Here is a 20,419-nt window from a genome sequence, read left to right as displayed (position 1 = left end):
GAGGTGTAGCGCCGCGATATGTGGATCACAGCGCCGCGGGCACCGGCACCCGCGCCCCCACCCGCGTACGCGTCGCCACGAGTTGGCCGTCCTGGGGGTAGGCGTGCCAGGTGCGCCACTGCACCGAGCCCTCGTGGCGCTGCGCCAGCATGGCCGTGAACGCGTGCGGGCTGCCGGGAAAGACACCCGCGAGGCCGTGCGGATGCTCGGCGACGAGGGCGAGCAACTCCTGCGCGCGGCCCGCGAACTGGCCCCGCGAGAGCGTCTCCACGCGCGCCGCGAACTCGTACTCCCAGTCCCCCATGCGCTTGGAGACGCCGAGCGGCAGCGGCGTACTGCTGCCCGGGATGCAGGCCACGGTCTCGGAACAGGTGCCCTGTTCCTCCTCGAGAAGCACCTGGTGGGAGGCCCCGAGCAGTCTCAACTGCATCTTCGCGCCGGTCAGTTCGAGTTCGAGCGTGGCGAGCGCGGGCAGCGGCTCGCGCCCCAGGGCCCAGGCGAGGTCCGCGGCGCACGTGTCGGTATAGACAGTCTTCAGGGTCGTGAGCATGGGTCGGCTCCGCTAACACGCAATGGAGGTGGGGCCGGCGCACCCGGATCGGAACACCGGGAGGTCGGAATGCCGGCTCGTGCCCACGAGAACGTCCGGGGATTCGGGACGGCCGAGGGCGGTGCTGACGTTTAAGAGGGAATCATGGTCGGCGACAGTGCCACAGCGTTTTTACCCAACTTCGTAGGGTTTCCATCCCCCTGGGGGCTGCACAGTTCAACTGTTCAAGCCCTCAATCACCCGATGGCGCCGGAGCGCACCCCCCTCGCACTACGCCGCACGACGCCGAAGCGCCCGGTGGAGAGTTGCCTCCCGCACCGGGCGCCCCGCTGGAACCGGTGGACCAGCTGCCCCGTGTCAGCTGCCTCCGCCGCATCCGCCCCCGCCGCCCCCGCACGAGGACCCGCCGCCGCAGGACGACCCGCCCCCGCAGGAGTGCCCGCCGCCGCAACCGTGCCCGCCACCGCCGTGGTGGTGCCCGCCGCCTCCGCCGTAGGAGCCGTCGGCCGAACCGGCCCACCAACTGCCCGCCGTGCCGGACGCGGCACCACCACCGGCGCCCCAGCTCTTGCGACGCCGCTTGCCCCGGCGCGAACCGAGCCCCGCCACCAGAGCGAACAAGAGCACCGCACCGAAGATGAAGGCCAGGATCACGGCCATCACGCTCCTTCCGTTCCCCCGAAGCAGGTCCCCCGTGGGCCTCGCTTCTCGCGTGACAGGGAAATGCCCCCACCCACCCGGCGCCAAAGCAGAGTTGAGGAACTCCAGAGGTTCGGCGCAGGATGGCGGCCATGACCTCCACTTCCGGGAGCGGGCGCCCGCTGCTCAACCGCCGCCTCGCCGAGTTCGGTACGACGATTTTCGCCGAGATGTCCGCACTCGCGGTGAAAACGGGTGCGATCAACCTGGGCCAGGGCTTCCCGGACACGGACGGCCCCGAGTCCGTGCGGGAGGCGGCCGTACGGGCGCTGCGCGACGGCCGGGGCAACCAGTACCCGCCGGGCCCCGGCGTCCCCGAGCTGCGCACGGCGATCGCCGAGCACCAACTCGCGCGCTACGCCCTGACGTACGACCCCGACCGCGAGGTCCTGGTCACGGCGGGCGCCACCGAGGCGATCGCCGCCTCGCTGCTCGCCCTCGTCGAGCCGGGCGACGAAGTGATCGCACTGGAGCCCTATTACGACTCGTACGCCGCCTCGATCGCGCTGGCGGGCGGCGCCCGCGTCCCGGTCACCCTGCGCCCCCACGAAGGACGCTTCCGCCTCGACCTGGACGAGCTGCGCGACGCGGTCACCGACCGCACCCGGCTGATCCTGCTCAACACCCCGCACAACCCGACCGGCACGGTGCTCACCCGCGCCGAGCTCACCGAGATCGCGAAGCTCGCCGTCGAGCGCGACCTGCTCGTCGTCACCGACGAGGTCTACGAACACCTCGTCTTCGACGACGCCGAGCACATCCCGCTCGCCTCCTTCCCCGGCATGCGCGAACGCACGGTCACCATCGGCTCGGCGGGCAAGACGTTCTCGTTCACCGGCTGGAAGGTCGGCTGGGTGACGGCCACACCGGAGCTCGTCGGCGCCGTCCGCTCGGCCAAGCAGTTCCTCACGTACGTCTCCTCCGGCCCCTTCCAGTACGCGGTCGCCGAGGCGCTCGCGCTGCCCGCCGCGTACTTCGCCGACTTCCGCGCGGACATGCTGGCCAAGCGGGACCTGCTGAGCGCGGGCCTGACGGCGGCGGGCTTCGACGTGTACCGCCCGGCGGGGACGTACTTCGTGACCACCGACATCACACCGCTCGGCGAACGCGACGGCTTCGCCTTCTGCCGCTCGCTCCCCGAGCGAGCGGGCGTGGTCGCCATTCCCAACGCGGTCTTCTACGACCACCGGGACGCGGGCGCCCCCTTCGTACGGTTCGCCTTCTGCAAGAAGACGTCCGTCCTGGAGGAGGCGGTGTCCCGCCTGAAGTCGCTGGCGGGCTGATCGGCCTCCCTCGCACGGGTCCCTCCGGTCGCGCCCGCGCCGGACGGACCGCAGGGTTCCTGTGTGAGTCAGTCCACTGCCCTCCTCCCCGCCCCCGCCACGGAACGCGGCGACGGCGGCTGTGCCCGCCCCTCCCGCGCGACGGTGGCGGGGCCCGTCCTCGCCGTCGGAGCCTTCGCCGCGGCCCGGCTCACCGGCATGGTGTGCGTCGCCCTCGTCTCGCACCTCACCCACCAGGACGCCTTCCGGCTGCTCGGGCGGTCGTGGGACTCGCGCTGGTACACGGGGATCGCCGCGCACGGCTACGGGCGCACCCTCTTCTTCGAACCCGGCGTGGTCCAGAGCGACCTCGCGTTCTTCCCGCTCTATCCGGGGCTCGTGCGCGCCGTCGCCACCGTCCTGCCCCTCGGGTACGGCGCGGCCGCGCTGCTCCTGTCCTGGCTCGCGGCAGGGGCCGCCGCGTGGGGCGTCTACGCGATCGGGGAGCGGCTGCACGGACGGCGCACCGGCACCTTCCTCGTGCTGCTCTGGGCGCTCATGCCGCACTCCGTGGTGCTCTCGCTCGCGTACACGGAGCCGGTCCTCACCGCGCTCGCCGCCTGGTCGTTGTACGCGGTGCTGAGCGGGCGCTGGCTGTGGGCGGGGACGCTCGCGGCGCTCGCGGGTCTCGCCAGGCCCAACGGGTTCGCGGTGGCGGCGGCCGTCTGCGTCACGGCGGCGTACGAGATCGTCGTACGGATCAAGGGGCGCGCCCCCGCGCTGGAAGCTCCCCGGAAAGTTCCCCACAGCCTGTGGAAACTCGGCGGCCTGCGGAGAGTCTGCGCGGGCGCGGCGCTCGCCCCGCTCGGGTGGGCGGCATATGTCCTCTATGTGGGCATCCGCAAGGGCGATCCGCTGCACGGCTACTTCGCGGTGCAGCGCGGCTGGGGGTCCACCTTCGACTTCGGCGCGGGCTCACTGGCCTTCGTCAAGCACCTGCTGCGCGACGGCGACAAGCTCGTCTTCTCGATGACCCTCGTCATCGTCGCGGGGGCGCTGCTGCTCTTCGCGCTGCTCGTCGCGGACCGCGCGCCGCTGCCGCTGGTCGTCTACACGGGCGTGCTCGTCCTCATCACCGTCGGCGGCTCCGGCTTCTTCGAGTCCAAGCCGCGCTTCCTGCTCCCGGCGTTCCCGCTGCTGCTCCCGCTGGCCCTGGCCATGACGAGAGCCCGGCCGAACAGCGCCCACCTGGTGGTGTGCGCCCTGGCCGGGCTCTCGCTCGCCTATGGGACGTATCTGGTGACGACCGCCCACATGCCGTTGTAGGACGAAGGCTCAGGTCAGGCCTGGTCGTCGCCGGGCTTGTCCTCGCCCTCGCCCTCGGCCGAGTCGACGTCGGCCTCCAGGCCGAGCTGCTCGACGAGCCACTTGTCGAACTCGATCGCGGCGCGCACCCAGCTGACGGTCGACGAGACGAAGTGCTCCAGGGAGACTCCGGTGCCGATCAGCATCTGGGCCTCGCCGATGAGGCGGACCGTGCCGTCGTCGTGCGTGTGGCTGTAGACCTTGGGCCACAGCGTGCGGCGGTTCCAGTCGTCGATCGACTCCAGGAGCTGCTGCTTGGTCTCGATCGCGTGAGGGCGGTCGTAGAAGGTCCGCACCGAGAAGACCTGCTGGTCGTCCTCGCCGCGGAACATGAAGTACGTACGGAACTCCTCCCACGGCGCCGCGAGGTCACCCTCGTCGTCGACGACGTGCTTGAGCTCCATCTGGTCCAGAAGCTGCTTGACCAGGTCCTGGTCGGGGACGACGGGGCCCGCCGGTCCTGCGCCCTGCTGCGGTTCGGGCTGGCCCCCGAAATTCGGAATGGAGGACGGGTCGATGCTCACGTGCTTGGTCCCTTCGTATGGATGAGCCCATCCTCTCCCAGGAAGGGCCCCCGGGGGCAAGCCCGCGCCCCCTAAGGGGCGCGGGGAACTGCGCGAGCAACCGACGAGCCGCCGCAGTCGGCGAAAAGGGCGCCCGGCAAACGGGATGCCGCTACAGGGACTTACCCGTAGCAGGGCCGACGATCAGGCCGTCCTCGAAACGGTCGACGCGAACCGTGTCCCCGTCCTTGACCTCCCCGGAGAGGATCTCCTTGGCGAGGCGGTCGCCGATGGAGGTCTGGATGAGGCGCCGCAACGGCCTCGCCCCGTACGCGGGATCGTTGCCCTCGTCCGCCAGCCACGCCAGCGCCTCGGGCGTGACGTCGAGGGTGAGCCGCCGGTCGGCGAGCCGCTTGGCGAGCCGGGCGATCTGGAGCTCGGCGATGTGCGCGAGCTCGTCCTTGGTCAGCGCGGAGAAGACGACGAGGTCGTCGAGCCGGTTGAGGAACTCCGGCTTGAAGGAGGCCCGCACCACTTCGAGGACCTGCTGCTTCTTCTCCTCCTCGGAGGTCAGCGGCTCCACCAGGTACTGGCTGCCCAGGTTGGAGGTGAGCACCAGGATGGTGTTGCGGAAGTCGACCGTCCGCCCCTGCCCGTCGGTCAGGCGCCCGTCGTCGAGCACCTGGAGCAGGATGTCGAAGACCTCGGGGTGCGCCTTCTCGACCTCGTCGAGGAGTACGACGCTGTAGGGACGCCGCCGTACCGCCTCGGTCAGCTGGCCGCCCTCCTCGTACCCCACGTAGCCGGGAGGCGCGCCGACGAGCCGCGCGACGCTGTGCTTCTCGCTGTACTCGCTCATGTCGATGCGGACCATGGCCCGCTCGTCGTCGAAGAGGAAGTCCGCGAGCGCCTTGGCCAGCTCGGTCTTGCCGACGCCGGTCGGGCCGAGGAAGAGGAAGGAGCCGGTGGGCCGGTCGGGATCGGCGATCCCCGCCCGCGTACGCCGCACGGCGTCCGAGACGGCGCGCACGGCCTCGGTCTGGCCGATGAGCCGCTTGCCGAGCTCGTCCTCCATGCGGAGCAGCTTCTGCGTCTCGCCTTCGAGCAGGCGCCCCGCGGGGATGCCGGTCCAGGATCCGACGACGTCGGCGATGTCGTCCGGGCCGACCTCCTCCTTCACCATGGTGTCCTTGGCGGCCTCCTGCTGGGCCTCGGCCTCGCTGGCCTCCTCCAGCTCGCGCTCGACGTCGGGGATCTCGCCGTAGAGCAGCTTGGACGCGGTGTCGAAGTCGCCGTCGCGCTGCGCGCGCTCGGCCTGGCCGCGCAGCTCGTCGAGCTTCTCCTTGAGCGCGCCGACGCGGTTGAGGGACTCCTTCTCCTTCTCCCAGCGTGCGGTGAGCCCGCGCAGCTCCTCCTCCTTGTCGGCGAGGTCGCGCCGCAGCTTCTCCAGGCGCTGCCTGCTGGCCGGATCGGTCTCCTTGCCGATCGCCAGCTCCTCCATCTTCAGGCGGTCGACGGCGCGCTGGAGCTCGTCGATCTCGACGGGCGAGGAGTCGATCTCCATGCGCAGCCGCGACGCGGCCTCGTCGACGAGGTCGATGGCCTTGTCGGGCAGGAAGCGCGAGGTGATGTACCGGTCGGAGAGGCTCGCGGCGGCGACCAGCGCGCTGTCCGCGATCTGCACCTTGTGATGCGCCTCGTAGCGCCCCTTGAGCCCGCGCAGGATCGCGATGGAGTCCTCGACGGACGGCTCGGCGACGAGCACCTGCTGGAAGCGGCGCTCCAGGGCCGGGTCCTTCTCGATCCGCTCCCGGTACTCGTCGAGGGTGGTCGCGCCGACCATCCTCAACTCCCCGCGGGCGAGCATGGGCTTGAGCATGTTGCCCGCGTCCATGGCGGAATCCCCACCGGCGCCCGCGCCCACGACGGTGTGCAGCTCGTCGATGAACGTGATGACCTGCCCGCCGCTCTCCTTGATCTCGGAGAGGACGGTCTTGAGCCGCTCCTCGAACTCACCGCGGTACTTCGCGCCCGCGACCATCGCGCCGAGGTCGAGCGAGACCAGCCGCTTGTTCTTCAGCGACTCGGGCACGTCCCCCTTCACGATGCGCTGCGCGAGCCCCTCGACGACGGCGGTCTTGCCGACGCCGGGCTCGCCGATGAGCACGGGATTGTTCTTCGTACGCCGGGACAGGACCTGCACCACGCGCCGGATCTCCTGATCGCGCCCGATGACGGGATCGAGCTTCCCCTCGCGCGCGGCGGCGGTGAAATCGGTACCGAACTTCTCCAGGGCCTTGTACTGGCCCTCCGGGTCGGGTGTGGTCACCCGGCGTCCTCCCCTTGCTTTCTCGAATGCGTCAAGCAGCTTCTTGGCCGTCGCCCCGTGCCGCCCGAGCGCCTCGCCCGCGGCGCCGCCCTCCGCGGCGATGCCGATGAGCAGGTGCTCGGTGGAAAGGTAGTCGTCGCCGAGCTCCTTGGCCCGCCGGGCGGCGTCGGAGATCACGGCGAGCAGCTCGCGGTTGGGCTGCGGCGGCGCGACGGTCGACCCGGTTACGCTCGGCAGCGCGGCGAGGGCGCGCTCGGTGTCCGCGCGCACGGTCGCCTGGTCGGCCTCGACCGCGACGAGCAGATCGGTGATGTTCTCGTTGTCCTCGCCCTCGAGCAGCGCGAGCAGCAGATGCGCGGGGGTCAGATCCGGGTGCCCGTCCTGCACGGCCCGGTTGGTGGCCGCGGTGATCGCGTCCCGGCTCCTGTTGGTCAGCTCGGCGTCCACGGGTGTCTTCTCCTCCTTGCGGGCCGGGTCCGGCCTGGCTCACTGGCTTGGCACTGGATTGCTGGCTTGCTGGATTGCTGGCTTACGAACAACACTGACTTACCCAACGTACACAAAGTTGAGTCTATTCCACTCAATGCAGGGGTGGAAGCGGGGTGGAGGTCCGGGCTCGCCCCGGGTGGCTTATGTTCCGGTCATGACGAACACGCCCGGTACGTCGTCCGGCTCGCCCGGCACGAGTTCCCGCAAGGACCGCATCGACCCGCGCGATCCGCCGGCCGACTACCTCAGCTTCTGGCGGGAGCGGCACCTGTGCACCCTGACGACGCTGCGCCCCGACGGCACGCCGCACGTCGTGCCGGTCGGCGTCACCTACGACCCGGAGGCGGGCGTCGCCCGCGTCCTCGCGCGCAAGACGAGCAGGAAGGTCGCACACGTCCTCGCGGCCGCCGGGGTCGATGGGCCAGGGGCGCGGGTCGCGGTCTGCCAGTTCGCGGGCAGGCACTGGGCGACCCTGGAGGGGCACGCGGAGATCAGGACGGATCCCGCGGAGATCGACGCGGCGGAACAGCGCTACGAGGAACGCTACGAACGCCGCCCCTCGCCCAACCCGGACCGGGTCCTGATCGAGATCACGGTGACGCGAGCACTGGGCAAGCCACCGCGCTAGCCCCCGCGCCTACACACACCACAGCGGCGCCACCGTGTTCAGGTCCACGGTGACGCCGCTGCTGGGGGAAGCACCTGCGCGATTTACAACGACGGGGGAATCGCGTCAGGCGCTGCGGGGGGTGGCTGTGATGGTTCCTGCGGCCGGGGCGTTCGCGGCGCCCCGGTCCTGGTCCTGCTGATCACCGTCGCCGACCAGCTGGTGGTCGCGCCGGTCGAGATTCACGAAGACCATCCCGTACCGAATGGCACACCGCACGGGCTGCGGCGCACCCCTCGGCCGACGGAGGCACCGGTAGGCCCTGATCTCCTCCTCGTCGTCCCGGGTGACGACGATCGGCTCACCGAGGAGGGTCACCATCAACGAGTCACCGCGGTGGGGGATCGCGGTCACGAGGTCGATGAAGTGCCATCCGGAGCGGTAGGCGGTGGCCATTTCGCGGCGGAAGGTGCGGTCGTCGGGGGGAGTGCTCATGACGCCGCGCCCTTCGGCAGCGAGCTCCAGGAGAGGTCCGGCGGCGGAGCGGCGACAGAGCTGGTGGCTGCCGACTCCTGCTGGACGCTCCAGGAGAGATCGAGAGCGCTAACCGCTCCCATGACCAGCCCTGCGGAGAAGGTGGTGACAAGCACCGAGCGAAGCATGCGCTTAAACATGGTCGGCTTCGTCCTCACTTGATAGGTTCCTCTCCCCCGGCACAACAAGACGATGTCTCAATCGAGCACGTCAAAGCCACAGGGTGGATGCATCATGTTCCTGCACGTTCAGGACCCTGGGGGGTGGAGATTTGACTACAACTGGTGCGAAACCGACACATCCTCACCCCGCAATCCCCCTATGCCCTGACGGTTCGGTTCTTTACGCCACCGCGCTGGGCAACGGCCGCCTGCCGCGCACCGAGGCCGAGAACGTGCCCTGCCTCATGGACACCGCCCTTCTGCACCCGGATCCGGACGATGCGGACTGGCTGATCCCGGTTCTCCCGTCCGCCGCGCTCACCCAGCGGCTCCAGCCCATCGAGCGCGAGATCAGGGAGCAAAGACGGCTCGCCATCGAGTTGGCGGACGTATTTGAGCCATTCATGGCGATCACCGCCCATGCGGAACCCACGACGCAAGGGCTCACGGTCCTCGAAGGGGGCGACCGCATCGGCGCGGTCATCGAACGGGCCACCGCGGAGTGCCGCTCCGAGATACTCACCGTCCAGCCGGGCGGCGGCCGCAGCGAGGACTCCCTCACGGAGGCCATGAAGCGCGGCCAGACGGTCCTCGACCGCGGCATCATGATGCGCACCCTCTACCAACACACCGTCAGGCACAGCCAGGGAACCCTCGCGTACGCGGCCCGCATGGCCCAGGGGAACGTACAGATACGCACCCTGGAAGAACTGGTCGACCGGCTGATGATCTTCGACCGCACGGTCGCGCTCATACCGGCGCGCGCCGACCGTCAGGCCGCCCTGGAGCTGCGCCACCCCGGCCTGGTCGAGTACCTCGCCAAGGTCTTCGAGCAGCAGTGGAACAGGGCGACTCCGCTCGTCGAGGAAGTGCCCTACCCGCCCTCGACCGACGGCATCACCGGCGTGCAGCGCACGATCGCCAAGCTCCTCGTCGAAGGCCACGTCGACGAGGCCATCGCCCGCCGCCTCGGCATGAACGTCCGCACCTGCCGCGCCCACATAGCCAAGATCGCGGCAGCCCTCGGCAGCGGAAGCCGTGCCCAGCTCGGCTACTTGATCGCCCAGTCGGGGATCCTCGACAAGGACACCTGATCCGCGCGCACTGCCCGGAGCCGACGGCGGCGCACCTCCCCCTTGCGTAGAATCGCGGCGCTTCTACCAAGCCGGAGGGAGCGCGCCACATGTCCGACGAGCACATGCCGCACGGAGCCGACCAACTCTGTGAAACCGGCTCGGTCCTCTACACGCGCGCCGTGCGCGAGGGCCGCATCCGAGGCGGCGACGCCGAACCGGCCCCCTGCCTGCTCGAGTTCGGATTCCTCAAGACCGACGCCGACGACGCGCGGTGGCTGAAGCCCGTCGCCCCGGCCGTCGTCCTCCCCCGGCTCCTGCGCACCATCGAGGACCGCGTCGCCCGTCACCGCCGACGCGAGGAGAAGCTCACCGCGACGTTCGAACCGTTCCTGGCGCTCCAGCCGCAGGCCCCCTCAGGCACTCACGAACACTCCTTGATCACCGCCCTGGAGGGCTTCCCCCGCATCGCTGCGGCGATAGAGCAAGCCGTGGCCGAAACGTCACGGGAGGCCCTCGTCATCCAGCCCGGGGGCGCCCGACCGCTCGAATCCCTCAGACAGTCCCTCCCGCGGTCCCGGGAGATCCTGGCCCGCGGCGGCCGCATGCGCACGCTCTACCAGCACACCACCCGCCACGACGCCGCCGCTCTCTCCCACTACGAGCGGCTCGAAGGCGATGTGGAGGTCCGCACGCTCGACGAAGTCACGGATCGCCTCTTCGTCTTCGACCGCGCGGTGGCCTTCATCCCCGTGAACAAGCAGCGCGACGTGGCCCTGCGGATCCGTCTGCCCGCACTCGTCGAATACTTCGCCACCACGTTCGACCGGCTCTGGAGCATGGCTACGCCCCTGTACCCCCGGGCTGCCCCGCAACCGCCGGAGAACGGCATCACCACACGCCAAAGAGCCATCGCGGCCCTCCTCGTCGAGGGCCTCACCGACGCCGAAATCGCCACCCGCCTCGGCATGAACATCCGCACCGCCCGCGTCCACATCGCCAAACTCGCCGCCACACTCGGCAGCGGCAGCCGGACCCAGCTCGGCTATCTCATAGGGCAGTCCGGAATTCTCAGCCAGCAGCCGTGACTCATCGGGGTGTGCTCCGGGCCGCTCCCGCGCTCCCCGGGGCCGGACCGCGAGAAGTGGACACTTCAATCACGGGCCCCGGCCCGGCACACATGTCCCCTGCATAGAATCTCGGCGCTTCAACCGAGCGGGAGGGAGCACATATGAACCGGGAGCACACGCCCCATCGAGCCGAGGAACTCTGCGCCGCGGGATCGGCCCTGTACACGCGCGCCCTCAGCGAAGGCCGGGTCCAGAGCGAGGCGGCGAGGCAGGCGCCCTGCCTGGTCGACTTCGGCCTCCTGCACCCCGACCTGGACGACATGCGCTGGCTGCGCCCCACCGCCCCCAAGGTCGCCCTGCCCCGCCTCCTGCGCACCATCGAGGACCGCATCGCGGACCAGCGCCGAAGGGAGGAGGAGCTGACCGCCACGTTCGAGCCGCTCATGGCCCTCGACGCGGAGTTCTCCGCCGCCTCGGACGAAGCACCCACGATCACCGTCCTGGACGGGCTCGAACGCATAAATTCAGCCATTGACCGGGCGATGAGCGAGGCGCGGGAGGAGTTCCTCGCCATCCAGCCCGGCGGCACCCGTCCGCCCGAGGCACTGGCCGAGGCGCTCCCCCGCGACCAGGACCTCCTCTCCCGCGGCTGCCGCATGCGGACGCTCTACCAGCACACGACCCGGCACTCCCTGCCCGTACTCGGCTACTTCGAACAACTGGAGGGCGACGCGGAGGCCCGCACGCTCGACGAGGTCACCGACCGGCTCTTCGTCTTCGACAGGACCGTGGCGTTCATTCCGGCGTGCAAGGACCGCACCCTCGCCCTGGAACTGCGCCACCCCGCGCTCGTCGAGTACTTCGCCACCACGTTCTGGCGCCTGTGGCGCCTGGCCACGCCCATGTGGCCGCAGGCCGCGCCCCAACTCTCCGAGAACGGCGTCACCGCACGCCAACGCGCCATCGCGAGCCTCCTCATCGAGGGCCTCACCGACGCGGAAATCGCCACGCGCCTGGGCATGAACGTCCGCACCGCCCGCGTCCACATCGCCAAACTCGCGGCGACGCTCGGCAGCGGCAGCAGGGCCCAACTGGGCTTCCTCATCGGGCAGTCAGGCATCTTGAGCCAGAACTCCTGACCCTCGACCGACCCCGCTCACACGAGGAGAGAGATGGCCGACGAAACCTCCCGAGCCACCGTCAGCGGTGACGGCAGCGGTGACGGCAGCGACAGCGAGTTCCAGCGGATCCGCTATCTCGGCCCTTATTTACTGTTCGTCACCGCCAACGCCGGGACCAGTCGCGTTTCCCTCTCGGAGAGGCCGTTCGTCTTCTGGGTCTTCGTCGCGTGCGCCGTGCTCGGTGTCGTGACGACCGTCGCGTGCTTGAAGAGCATGAAGAACAGCCGCACCTCCCGCGGTGACGGGCAGAGGCAGCACCGTCCGGCGTACTGGCCGGACTTCTGGGGCACCCTTCTCGTGCTCTACGCGCTCTACGTCACCGGTTCGGTCATCAACCACGCTACGTAGCCGCCCTCACGCCCCGCCGAGGCGCTACACCTCCAGCCACGCCGCCAGCAACTCCTCCCGCCGAGCCGCCCGAGGCGAGCCCCCCTCATGCCCCCGCCCCCACTCCGCCATCGCCGCCAACGTCGTGTGGAGCGTCGCCGCCCCCTCCGTCATGCGGCTGAGCAGCGCGCGCGAGAGGTCGTACTCGGTCTGCGAGTAGCCCGACGCCGCCGCCGTGTACGCCGTGAGTTCGACGTCGGCCACGGCCTCCGCGTCGGACGTCTCGTCGGACGTCTCGTCGGACGTCTCCGTGCGTATCCGTACCGTCATCGTCGGCGCCTCGTCCTCGCCGCCGAGGCCCAGCGTCAGGGCCATGTCGACCATCGTGCCCAGGTGGAGCTTGAGGGACTTCACGGGGACGTTCTCGACCGTCAGTTCGTGGATGTCGTCCCAGAGCCAGAACGCGGACTGCTTGTCGCCCAGGGCCGTGACGCCCTCCGGGGAGAGGCGCACGCCGGGTGCCAGCCCGGACGGCTTCGCGCCCACGTACACATCGCCTTCGGCGATCCAGAAAAGACCCACCATGGCCATGGTCGGCTCAACTCCCCCACATAGCGGACAACACGCAGAACAGGGGCCGGAGGGTGGTCACCCTCCGGCCCCTGCTTCAGACTACGAAATCTGGAGAACTACTGCTCCGACGACCTCTTGGGCCGCCACACCACCAGCGCGCTCGTCTGCTGGACGTCCTGGTACGGGACCAGGTCGCGGCGGTACGAGGCATGCACCGCCGCCTCACGTTGCTGCATCGTGGCGGCGGCTCCCTCCACGGCCGCGGTCAGTTCCGCGACGCGCGACTGGAGCGCGGTGACCTGGTTCTCCAGCTCGATGATGCGCTTGATGCCGGCGAGGTTGATGCCCTCCTCCTGCGACAACTGCTGGACGGTGCGCAGCAGTTCGATGTCGCGGGCGGAGTAGCGCCTGCCCCGGCCCGCGGTGCGGTCCGGGGAGACCAGGCCCAGGCGGTCGTACTGGCGGAGCGTCTGGGGATGGAGGCCGCTCAGCTGGGCGGCCACCGAGATGACGTACACCGGCGTCTCGTCCGTGAGCTGATACGCCCTACTGAAACCGGGCTGTCGACGACGGCCGTCCATCTCATGCTCCCTTCGCGGCCTTGAACAGTTCTGCCCGCGGATCGTCGCCCGCAGTCGCCTTGCGGTAGGACTCCAGTGCTTCCTTCGCCTCGTCGGACAGCGACGTCGGTACCACGACGTCCACCGTCACGAGCAGGTCGCCGCGGGTACCGTCCTTGCGGACCGCTCCCTTGCCGCGCGCCCGCATCGTACGACCGTTGGGCGTGCCCGCGGGCAGCTTCAGCGTGACCGGCGGGCCGCCCAGGGTGGGCACCTTGACCTCGCCGCCCAGCGCGGCCTCCGCGTACGTCACGGGAACCGTGACCGTGAGGTTGTCGCCCTTGCGGCCGAAGACCGGGTGGGCCTCCACGTGCACGACGACGTACAGGTCGCCCGCCGGGCCGCCCCGTTCGCCGGGCGCGCCCTTGCCGCGCAGGCGGATGCGCTGTCCGTCCGAGACCCCGGCCGGGATCCGCACCTGCATCGTGCGCGACGACTTGGCGCGGCCCGAGCCGCCGCAGACCTCGCACGGGTCCTGGGCGATGAGCCCGCGGCCCTTGCAGTCCACGCACGGGTCGGTGAGGGAGAACCCTCCGCCGCCGCCCCGCGAGACCTGGCCGGTGCCGACGCACGTCGGGCACACGCGCGGCGTGCCGTTCTTGTCGCCGGTGCCCGAGCACGCCTTGCAGGGCGCCTGGGAGGACATGCGGAGCGGCACGGTCGCGCCGTCCACCGCCTCCGTGAAGTTCAGCGTGACCTCGGACTCGATGTCCTGGCCGCGCCTCGGCTGCGTACGCGTGCCGGTACCGGCACCTCCGCCGCCGCGGTTGAACAGGCCCCCGAAGACGTCACCGAGACCGCCCCCGAAGCCGCCGCCGGCCGCTCCTCCGCCGCCCGGGGCGTTGCCTCCGAAGAGGTCGCCCAGGTCGAAGTTGAACGAACCGCCGCCGGCTCCGGGACCCTGCCGGAATCCGCCGTTGCCGAAGAGAGCACGCGCTTCGTCGTACTCCTTGCGCTTCTTGGGATCGCCGAGGATGTCGTTCGCCTCGGAGATCTCCTTGAAGCGCTCCTCCGCCTTGGTGTTTCCCTTGTTGGCGTCCGGGTGGTTCTCGCGGGCGAGCTTCCGGTACGCCTTCTTGATCTCGGCTTCGGTGGCGTCCTTGGGGACGCCGAGGACCTTGTAGTAGTCCTTCTCGATGAAGTCCTTGGTGCTCATCCCCGACGTCCCTCCTCTCTGGTCAGTGCAACGTCAGTTACGTCAGCCCTCGTCCGGGCCACCGTTGTCCTTGTCCGCTGCCTCCGCCTGGTCGGCGTCGGCGTCGACCGTCTCGCCCTTGACCGTCTGCGCGCCCGGCTGCGGCTCCGCCACGGCAACGCGCGCGGGGCGGATGGTGCGCTCGCCGATCCGGTACCCGGGCTGCAGGATCGCGACGCAGGTCGTCTCGGTGACGTCCGGCGCGTACGAGTGCATCAGGGCCTCGTGGATCGTCGGGTCGAAGGGCTCGCCCTCCTTGCCGAACTGCTGGAGGCCCAGCTTGGCGACGACGGTCTCCAGGGACTCCGCCACCGACTTGAACCCGCCCACCAGTTCGCCGTGCTCACGGGCGCGGCCGACGTCGTCGAGGGTCGGGAGCAGCTCGCCCAGGAGGTTCGCCGCGGCGATCTCCTTGACGGTGACCTTGTCCCGCTCCACCCGACGGCGGTAGTTCTGGTACTCGGCCTGCAGCCGCTGGAGGTCCGCCGTGCGCTCGTTGAGCGCGGTGCGCACCTGGTCCAGCTGTGCGGTCAGGCCCACGTCCTGCGCGGACGTCTTGGTGCTTTCAGCGTCCCCGGCCGGGGCCGCCGGGCCCTCCTCGGTGGAGGGCTCGGCGGACTTCGGCGCGGCGTCATCGGGGGTGGCGCCGGAGGGGACGTCAGGGTTCTCGGCGTTCTCGCCGAGGCCCGGGGTCTCCTCGGTCATCAGGCGGCGCCACCCTTCGCGTCACCGGGCTTCTCGTCGTCGACGATCTCGGCGTCGACGACGCCGTCGTCTTCCTTCGACATGTTCGGCGCCTCGCCACCGGGGGCAGCGCCCTCGGGACCGCCCGCGGCCTGCGCGCCCTGGGCGTCGGCGTACATGGCCTGGCCCAGCTTCTGCGAGACGGCGGCGACCTTCTCGGTCGCGGTGCGGATCTCGGCCGAGTCCTCGCCCTTGAGCTTCTCCTTCAGCTCGGTGACGGCTTCCTCGACCTCGGTCTTCACATCGCCGGGGACCTTGTCCTCGTTGTCCTTGAGGAACTTCTCGGTCTGGTAGACGAGCTGCTCGCCCTGGTTGCGGGACTCGGCGGCCTCGCGGCGCGCGTGGTCCTCGTCCGCGTACTTCTCGGCCTCCTGGCGCATGCGGTCGACCTCGTCCTTCGGCAGCGAGGAGCCACCGGTGACGGTCATCTTCTGCTCCTTGCCCGTGCCGAGGTCCTTCGCGGTCACGTGCATGATGCCGTTGGCGTCGATGTCGAAGGAGACCTCGATCTGCGGGACGCCGCGCGGGGCCGGGGGCAGGCCCGTGAGCTCGAACATTCCGAGCTTCTTGTTGTACGCCGCGATCTCGCGCTCGCCCTGGTAGACCTGGATCTGCACGGACGGCTGGTTGTCCTCGGCCGTCGTGAAGATCTCCGAGCGCTTGGTCGGGATCGTGGTGTTGCGCTCGATGAGCTTGGTCATGATCCCTCCCTTGGTCTCGATGCCGAGGGACAGCGGGGTCACGTCGAGGAGCAGGACGTCCTTGACCTCGCCCTTGAGGACACCGGCCTGGAGCGAGGCGCCGATGGCGACGACCTCGTCCGGGTTCACGCCCTTGTTGGCGTCCTTGCCGCCGGTGAGCTCCTTGACGAGCTCGGCCACGGCGGGCATGCGGGTGGAGCCACCGACGAGAACGACGTGGTCGATCTCGGAGAGCTGGATGCCCGCGTCCTTGATGACGTTGTTGAACGGGTTCTTGCACCGCTCGAGAAGGTCGGACGTGAGCTGCTGGAACTGGGCGCGCGTGAGCTTCTCGTCCAGGTGCAGCGGGCCCTCGGCGGATGCCGTGATGTAGGGCAGGTTGATCGAGGTCTCCGTGGAGGAGGACAGCTCGATCTTGGCCTTCTCGGCGGCCTCGCGCAGGCGCTGGAGCGCCATCTTGTCCTTGCTGAGGTCCACGCCGTGGCCGTTGTTGAACTGCTTGACCAGGTAGTCGACGACGCGCTGGTCCCAGTCGTCACCACCGAGGTGGTTGTCGCCGTTCGTGGCCTTCACCTCGACGACGCCGTCGCCGATCTCGAGCAGCGAGACGTCGAAGGTGCCGCCACCGAGGTCGAAGACCAGAATGGTCTGGTCGTCCTTGTCGAGACCGTAGGCCAGGGCGGCGGCGGTGGGCTCGTTGACGATGCGCAGGACGTTGAGGCCCGCGATCTCACCGGCCTCCTTGGTGGCCTGGCGCTCCGAGTCGTTGAAGTACGCGGGGACGGTGATGACCGCGTCGGCCACCTTCTCGCCCAGGTACGCCTCGGCGTCACGCTTCAGCTTCTGCAGGATGAAGGCGCTCATCTGCTGCGGGTTGAACTGCTTGTCGTCGAGGTCGATCTTCCAGTCAGTGCCCATGTGGCGCTTGACCGAACGGATCGTCCTGTCGACGTTGGTGACCGCCTGGCGCTTGGCGACCTCGCCGACGAGCACCTCGCCGTTCTTCGCGAAGGCGACGACGGACGGCGTGGTCCTGGCACCCTCGGCGTTGGTGATGACGGTGGGCTCGCCGCCTTCGAGAACGCTGACGACGGAGTTAGTCGTGCCCAGGTCGATGCCGACCGCACGTGCCATGTCAATTCCTCCAGAGGTACTTCTTGAGTGGATCTGACTCAAGAGTGCATGACCGCTCCGCTGGAGTCAACAGAGCTGAGTCAGGGTGACTCAACTCTTATCTTGGGCTTACGCGCAACTCGCCCCGTATTCGGCTGCGGGTCGCCGGTGGCTGGTCGCGCGGTTCCCCGCACCCCTTGCGGGGCGCCCCACCGGGACGGGAAACGACGACGACACGGGAAGGGTTGCCTGAGCGACGCAGATCACCGCCGCCCTGGCTACAGTGCGGCTGGGTAAGTGGGTAGTCTCAGACGGACTGCATAAGTTACCGCTTAGTAATAGTCCGCCTCGCAGGCCCGAGGAGCCCCCAAATGCAACTCGCCGCGATCATCGTGTCGCTGGTCCTAATCGCGGTCGGCGTCGCGCTGTTCGGCCGTGCCATCGTGCAGATCTACCAGTTCATGCGGCTCGGCCAGAACGTGCCCGCAGGCACGAGGACCGACCAGCCCGCCCAGCGCACGCTCACCGTGGCCAAGGAGTTCCTCGGCCACACGCGCATGAACAGGTGGGGCGTCGTCGGTGTCGCGCACTGGTTCGTGGCGGTGGGCTTCTTCTCGCTGCTCCTGACGATCGTCAACGCCATCGGCCAGCTCTTCAAGGCCGACTGGATGCTCCCGATCATCGGCGAGTGGGCGCCGTACAACGTCTTCGTCGAGTTCATCGGCACGATGACGGTGCTCGGCATCCTGGCCCTGATCGTCATCCGCCAGCTGAGCCGCCCCGACAAGCCGGGCCGCAAGTCCCGCTTCGCGGGCTCCAACTTCGGTCAGGCGTACTTCGTCGAGGCCGTCATCCTCATCGTCGGCGTCTGCATCTTCATGCTGCACGCGCTCGAGGGCGCCCAGCACCACGTGGACAGCTACGAGGCGTCGTTCTTCATCTCGTACCCGGTGGTGTCCTGGCTCGGGGACATGGACGTCTCCACGCTCCAGAACCTCACGTACTTCTTCGCGGGCCTGAAGATCGCGACGTCCTTCATCTGGATGATCACGGTCGCCCTGAAGACCGACATGGGCGTGGCCTGGCACCGCTTCCTGGCCTTCCCCAACATCTGGTTCAAGCGTGACGCCGACGGCTCCACCACCCTCGGCGAGCTCCAGCCCATGACGTCCGGCGGCAAGCCGATCGACTGGGAGGACCCGGGCGAGGACGACACCTTCGGCGTCTCCCAGGTCGAGCAGTTCTCCTGGAAGGGCCTGCTCGACTTCTCCACGTGTACGGAGTGCGGCCGCTGCCAGTCGCAGTGCCCGGCCTGGAACACGGGCAAGCCGCTCTCCCCCAAGCTCCTGATCATGTCCCTCCGGGACCACGCGCACGCGAAGGCCCCCTACTTGCTCGCCGGTGGCGGCAAGGACATGGAGGGCAACGAGAAGGCGACGGAGGAGCAGCTCAAGGACGTGCCCGCGGCCGCCATCGCGGAGGCCGAGCGCCCCCTCATCGGCACGGTCGAGGAGAACGGCGTCATCGACCCGGACGTCCTGTGGTCCTGCACCACGTGCGGCGCCTGCGTCGAGCAGTGCCCGGTCGACATCGAGCACATCGACCACATCGTCGACATGCGCCGCTACCAGGTGATGATCGAGTCCGCGTTCCCGTCCGAGGCGGGCACGATGCTCAAGAACCTGGAGAAGAAGGGCAACCCCTGGGGGCTCGCCAAGAAGCAGCGCGTGGAGTGGACCAAGGAGGTCGACTTCGAGGTCCCGATCGTCGGCAAGACGGTCGACGACCTCACCGAGGTCGACTACCTCTACTGGGTCGGCTGCGCGGGCGCCCTCGAAGACCGCGCCAAGAAGACCACGAAGGCCTTCGCCGAACTCCTCCACATGGCGGGCGTCAAGTTCGCGATCATGGGCGGCGACGAGAAGTGCACGGGTGACTCGGCCCGCCGCCTCGGCAACGAGCCGCTGTTCCAGCAGCTGGGCGCCGAGAACGTCGCGATGCTGAACATGGCGTACGGCGAGGACGACGAGGACGAGTCGACGCGCAAGCCGAAGTCGTCCAAGAAGATCGTCGCGACCTGCCCGCACTGCTTCAACACCATCGCGAACGAGTACCCGCAGCTCGGCGGCGACTTCGAGGTCATCCACCACACGCAGCTGCTCCAGCACCTCATCGACGAGGGCAAGCTGGTCCCGGTGACGCCCGTCGAGGGCCTCATCACCTACCACGACCCGTGCTACCTGGGCCGCCACAACAAGGTCTACACGCCCCCGCGCGAGATCATGACGGCCGTCCCGGGCCTGCGCCAGCAGGAGATGCACCGCCACAAGGAGCGCGGCTTCTGCTGCGGCGCGGGTGGCGCGCGGATGTGGATGGAGGAGCGGATCGGCAAGCGCATCAACACGGAGCGGGTCGACGAGGCGCTGTCCTTGAACCCCGACATCGTGTCGACGGCGTGCCCGTTCTGCCTGGTCATGCTCACGGACTCCGTCAACGGCAAGAAGAACGACGGCAAGGCGAAGGAGTCCCTCCAGGTCGTCGACGTCGCGCAGCTCCTGCTCGAATCGGTCAAGACGCCGGTCGACCCGGCGGGCGACGAGGAGTCGGCGGACGCGCCGGAGCCGGAGCCGGTGAAGTAGCCCGGGCTCGTAGGCAGTTGATCGCCGAAGACCCCGTCTCCTCCTCGCGGAGGGGACGGGGTCTTCTGTCTCCGGCTCAGGGGGTTCCCTGAGGGGTGATGCGCCCGGTCTCCAGCACCTCGTGGATCGACGCGTTGCGCTGAGCGCGCCCCCCCCCTCAGGCCGCGGCCCCCGTCAACTCGCACCACACGACCTTGCCCCGCCCCTCGTCCCGCCGCTCCCGTGCGCACCACCCCCACCCGTCGGCACACTCCCGTACGAGCGCGAGCCCTCTGCCCCCGGTCTCGTCCCACCCGACGGCCCTGACCGGGGACGGAGGCGTGGGATCCGTGTCCCACACCCCGATGCGGAGCACCGCCCCCGCCCACTGCATGCGCAGGGCGGCGGGGCCTTTGGTGTGCTGCACGGCGTTGGCGATCAGCTCCGTGGCGACGAGTTCGGCGGCTTCTGCGAGGTGGGGCAGGCCGTGTGCCTTCAGGATGAGGCGGAGGGTGTGGCGGCTCACGGGGACGGCGCGGGGGTCGTTGGGGATGGTGAGGGTGTAGGTCCAGGTCTCGGTTTCCGGCATCGGTGAACTCCGTTGTGCGGTACGGATGTTGCCCTGACGCGGCGGTCTCCTGGCGGTGGCAGTGTCGCGGCCGCCATGGCATGGCGGTGCGGTGCGCTTCCGTGGATCCGGGACCT

20 protein-coding genes are annotated in these 20,419 nt (G+C 69.4%); 8 read left to right on the top strand and 12 right to left on the bottom strand.

Going from position 1 to position 20,419, the window contains the following annotated elements; all coding sequences use genetic code 11:
• Window positions 1-25: 25 nt before the first annotated feature.
• Complete coding sequence (locus tag KY5_RS21585; protein WP_055554545.1) at window positions 26-550, bottom strand: DUF2617 family protein; 525 nt, start codon at window positions 548-550, stop codon at window positions 26-28.
• 357 nt (window positions 551-907) lie between these two features.
• Window positions 908-1,210: a hypothetical protein gene (locus tag KY5_RS21580; RefSeq protein WP_098243799.1), complete on the bottom strand. Its 303-nt coding sequence runs from the start codon at window positions 1,208-1,210 to the stop codon at window positions 908-910.
• Between the two features lie 122 nt (window positions 1,211-1,332).
• On the opposite strand from KY5_RS21580, the gene KY5_RS21575 reads away from it, so the two are divergent.
• Together KY5_RS21575 and KY5_RS21570 are read left to right on the top strand one after the other, a co-directional pair.
• Window positions 1,333-2,532 (top strand): pyridoxal phosphate-dependent aminotransferase, encoded by a 1,200-nt coding sequence (locus KY5_RS21575; protein ID WP_199843184.1) that lies wholly within the window; start codon window positions 1,333-1,335, stop codon window positions 2,530-2,532.
• 63 nt (window positions 2,533-2,595) lie between these two features.
• Window positions 2,596-3,837 (top strand): hypothetical protein, encoded by a 1,242-nt coding sequence (locus KY5_RS21570; RefSeq protein ID WP_418952803.1) that lies wholly within the window; start codon window positions 2,596-2,598, stop codon window positions 3,835-3,837.
• 14 nt (window positions 3,838-3,851) lie between these two features.
• Here KY5_RS21570 and KY5_RS21565 read toward each other — a convergent pair whose 3' ends face one another.
• Both KY5_RS21565 and clpB read right to left on the bottom strand, forming a co-directional pair.
• Window positions 3,852-4,400 carry a YbjN domain-containing protein gene (locus tag KY5_RS21565; protein WP_098243798.1) on the bottom strand — a complete coding sequence of 183 codons (549 nt, stop codon included), beginning with the start codon at window positions 4,398-4,400 and terminating at the stop codon, window positions 3,852-3,854.
• Between the two features lie 151 nt (window positions 4,401-4,551).
• Window positions 4,552-7,155, bottom strand: a complete 2,604-nt coding sequence (clpB, locus tag KY5_RS21560) for an ATP-dependent chaperone ClpB (protein ID WP_098243797.1) — start codon at window positions 7,153-7,155, stop codon at window positions 4,552-4,554.
• A 196-nt stretch (window positions 7,156-7,351) separates the two neighbouring features.
• Here clpB and KY5_RS21555 point away from each other — a divergent pair, with 196 nt between their 5' ends.
• Window positions 7,352-7,825: a pyridoxamine 5'-phosphate oxidase family protein gene (locus KY5_RS21555; protein ID WP_098243796.1), complete on the top strand. Its 474-nt coding sequence runs from the start codon at window positions 7,352-7,354 to the stop codon at window positions 7,823-7,825.
• 105 nt (window positions 7,826-7,930) lie between these two features.
• Here KY5_RS21555 and KY5_RS21550 read toward each other — a convergent pair whose 3' ends face one another.
• Together KY5_RS21550 and KY5_RS21545 are read right to left on the bottom strand one after the other, a co-directional pair.
• Complete coding sequence (locus tag KY5_RS21550) at window positions 7,931-8,299, bottom strand: hypothetical protein (protein ID WP_098243795.1); 369 nt, start codon at window positions 8,297-8,299, stop codon at window positions 7,931-7,933.
• Window positions 8,296-8,454, bottom strand: coding sequence for a hypothetical protein (locus tag KY5_RS21545; protein WP_159072576.1), 159 nt, complete (start codon window positions 8,452-8,454; stop codon window positions 8,296-8,298). The genes KY5_RS21550 and KY5_RS21545 overlap by 4 nt, the downstream gene beginning before the upstream one ends.
• Window positions 8,455-8,609: 155 nt before the next feature.
• On the opposite strand from KY5_RS21545, the gene KY5_RS21540 reads away from it, so the two are divergent.
• The 4 genes from KY5_RS21540 to KY5_RS21525 all read left to right on the top strand — a co-directional run bounded on the left by KY5_RS21540 (window position 8,610) and on the right by KY5_RS21525 (window position 12,171).
• Entirely contained in the window at window positions 8,610-9,593 is a 984-nt protein-coding gene (locus KY5_RS21540) for a helix-turn-helix transcriptional regulator (RefSeq protein WP_098243793.1), read from the top strand.
• A gap of 89 nt (window positions 9,594-9,682) precedes the next feature.
• Window positions 9,683-10,660, top strand: a complete 978-nt coding sequence (locus KY5_RS21535) for a helix-turn-helix transcriptional regulator (RefSeq protein WP_098243792.1) — start codon at window positions 9,683-9,685, stop codon at window positions 10,658-10,660.
• 143 nt (window positions 10,661-10,803) lie between these two features.
• Window positions 10,804-11,781 carry a helix-turn-helix transcriptional regulator gene (locus KY5_RS21530; RefSeq protein ID WP_098243791.1) on the top strand — a complete coding sequence of 326 codons (978 nt, stop codon included), beginning with the start codon at window positions 10,804-10,806 and terminating at the stop codon, window positions 11,779-11,781.
• 33 nt (window positions 11,782-11,814) lie between these two features.
• Entirely contained in the window at window positions 11,815-12,171 is a 357-nt protein-coding gene (locus KY5_RS21525; protein ID WP_098243790.1) for a hypothetical protein, read from the top strand.
• A gap of 24 nt (window positions 12,172-12,195) precedes the next feature.
• On the opposite strand, the gene KY5_RS21520 is transcribed toward KY5_RS21525, so the two are convergent.
• The 5 genes from KY5_RS21520 to dnaK all read right to left on the bottom strand — a co-directional run bounded on the left by KY5_RS21520 (window position 12,196) and on the right by dnaK (window position 17,117).
• Entirely contained in the window at window positions 12,196-12,741 is a 546-nt protein-coding gene (locus tag KY5_RS21520; RefSeq protein ID WP_098243789.1) for a hypothetical protein, read from the bottom strand.
• Between the two features lie 98 nt (window positions 12,742-12,839).
• Window positions 12,840-13,304: a heat shock protein transcriptional repressor HspR gene (locus KY5_RS21515; RefSeq protein WP_098243788.1), complete on the bottom strand. Its 465-nt coding sequence runs from the start codon at window positions 13,302-13,304 to the stop codon at window positions 12,840-12,842.
• A 1-nt stretch (window position 13,305) separates the two neighbouring features.
• Window positions 13,306-14,499, bottom strand: a complete 1,194-nt coding sequence (gene dnaJ, locus KY5_RS21510; protein WP_098243787.1) for a molecular chaperone DnaJ — start codon at window positions 14,497-14,499, stop codon at window positions 13,306-13,308.
• A gap of 42 nt (window positions 14,500-14,541) precedes the next feature.
• A complete protein-coding gene (gene grpE, locus KY5_RS21505) occupies window positions 14,542-15,243 on the bottom strand; it encodes a nucleotide exchange factor GrpE (protein ID WP_098243786.1) in 702 nt (233 codons plus the stop codon).
• On the bottom strand, window positions 15,243-17,117 hold the full coding sequence (dnaK, locus tag KY5_RS21500) for a molecular chaperone DnaK (RefSeq protein WP_098243785.1): 1,875 nt from the start codon (window positions 17,115-17,117) through the stop codon (window positions 15,243-15,245). The genes grpE and dnaK overlap by 1 nt, the downstream gene beginning before the upstream one ends.
• A 350-nt stretch (window positions 17,118-17,467) precedes the next feature.
• On the opposite strand from dnaK, the gene KY5_RS21495 reads away from it, so the two are divergent.
• Window positions 17,468-19,735 (top strand): (Fe-S)-binding protein, encoded by a 2,268-nt coding sequence (locus tag KY5_RS21495; RefSeq protein WP_098243784.1) that lies wholly within the window; start codon window positions 17,468-17,470, stop codon window positions 19,733-19,735.
• A 157-nt stretch (window positions 19,736-19,892) separates the two neighbouring features.
• Here the strand turns inward: KY5_RS21495 and KY5_RS21490 are convergent, their stop codons facing one another.
• Window positions 19,893-20,303 (bottom strand): ATP-binding protein, encoded by a 411-nt coding sequence (locus KY5_RS21490; RefSeq protein WP_098243783.1) that lies wholly within the window; start codon window positions 20,301-20,303, stop codon window positions 19,893-19,895.
• Window positions 20,304-20,419 lie beyond the last annotated feature (116 nt).

Origin of the sequence: Streptomyces formicae (assembly GCF_002556545.1) — a bacterium.
Classification (GTDB): domain Bacteria; phylum Actinomycetota; class Actinomycetes; order Streptomycetales; family Streptomycetaceae; genus Streptomyces; species Streptomyces formicae_A.
This window is presented reverse-complemented; position numbering and strand designations above follow the sequence as displayed.

Excerpts from the sequence above, each read along its gene's own strand:
- KY5_RS21515 (WP_098243788.1), bottom strand. The coding sequence starts at position 13,304 with ATGGACGGCCGTCGTCGACAGCCCGGTTTCAGTAGGGCGTATCAGCTC.
- KY5_RS21550 (WP_098243795.1), bottom strand. The coding sequence starts at position 8,299 with ATGAGCACTCCCCCCGACGACCGCACCTTCCGCCGCGAAATGGCCACC.
- KY5_RS21585 (WP_055554545.1), bottom strand. The coding sequence starts at position 550 with ATGCTCACGACCCTGAAGACTGTCTATACCGACACGTGCGCCGCGGAC.
- KY5_RS21490 (WP_098243783.1), bottom strand. The coding sequence starts at position 20,303 with ATGCCGGAAACCGAGACCTGGACCTACACCCTCACCATCCCCAACGAC.
- KY5_RS21530 (WP_098243791.1), top strand. The coding sequence starts at position 10,804 with ATGAACCGGGAGCACACGCCCCATCGAGCCGAGGAACTCTGCGCCGCG.
- KY5_RS21535 (WP_098243792.1), top strand. The coding sequence starts at position 9,683 with ATGTCCGACGAGCACATGCCGCACGGAGCCGACCAACTCTGTGAAACC.
- dnaJ (WP_098243787.1), bottom strand. The coding sequence starts at position 14,499 with ATGAGCACCAAGGACTTCATCGAGAAGGACTACTACAAGGTCCTCGGC.
- grpE (WP_098243786.1), bottom strand. The coding sequence starts at position 15,243 with ATGACCGAGGAGACCCCGGGCCTCGGCGAGAACGCCGAGAACCCTGAC.
- KY5_RS21555 (WP_098243796.1), top strand. The coding sequence starts at position 7,352 with ATGACGAACACGCCCGGTACGTCGTCCGGCTCGCCCGGCACGAGTTCC.
- KY5_RS21525 (WP_098243790.1), top strand. The coding sequence starts at position 11,815 with ATGGCCGACGAAACCTCCCGAGCCACCGTCAGCGGTGACGGCAGCGGT.
- KY5_RS21580 (WP_098243799.1), bottom strand. The coding sequence starts at position 1,210 with ATGGCCGTGATCCTGGCCTTCATCTTCGGTGCGGTGCTCTTGTTCGCT.
- dnaK (WP_098243785.1), bottom strand. The coding sequence starts at position 17,117 with ATGGCACGTGCGGTCGGCATCGACCTGGGCACGACTAACTCCGTCGTC.
- KY5_RS21575 (WP_199843184.1), top strand. The coding sequence starts at position 1,333 with ATGGCGGCCATGACCTCCACTTCCGGGAGCGGGCGCCCGCTGCTCAAC.
- KY5_RS21495 (WP_098243784.1), top strand. The coding sequence starts at position 17,468 with ATGCAACTCGCCGCGATCATCGTGTCGCTGGTCCTAATCGCGGTCGGC.
- KY5_RS21520 (WP_098243789.1), bottom strand. The coding sequence starts at position 12,741 with ATGGCCATGGTGGGTCTTTTCTGGATCGCCGAAGGCGATGTGTACGTG.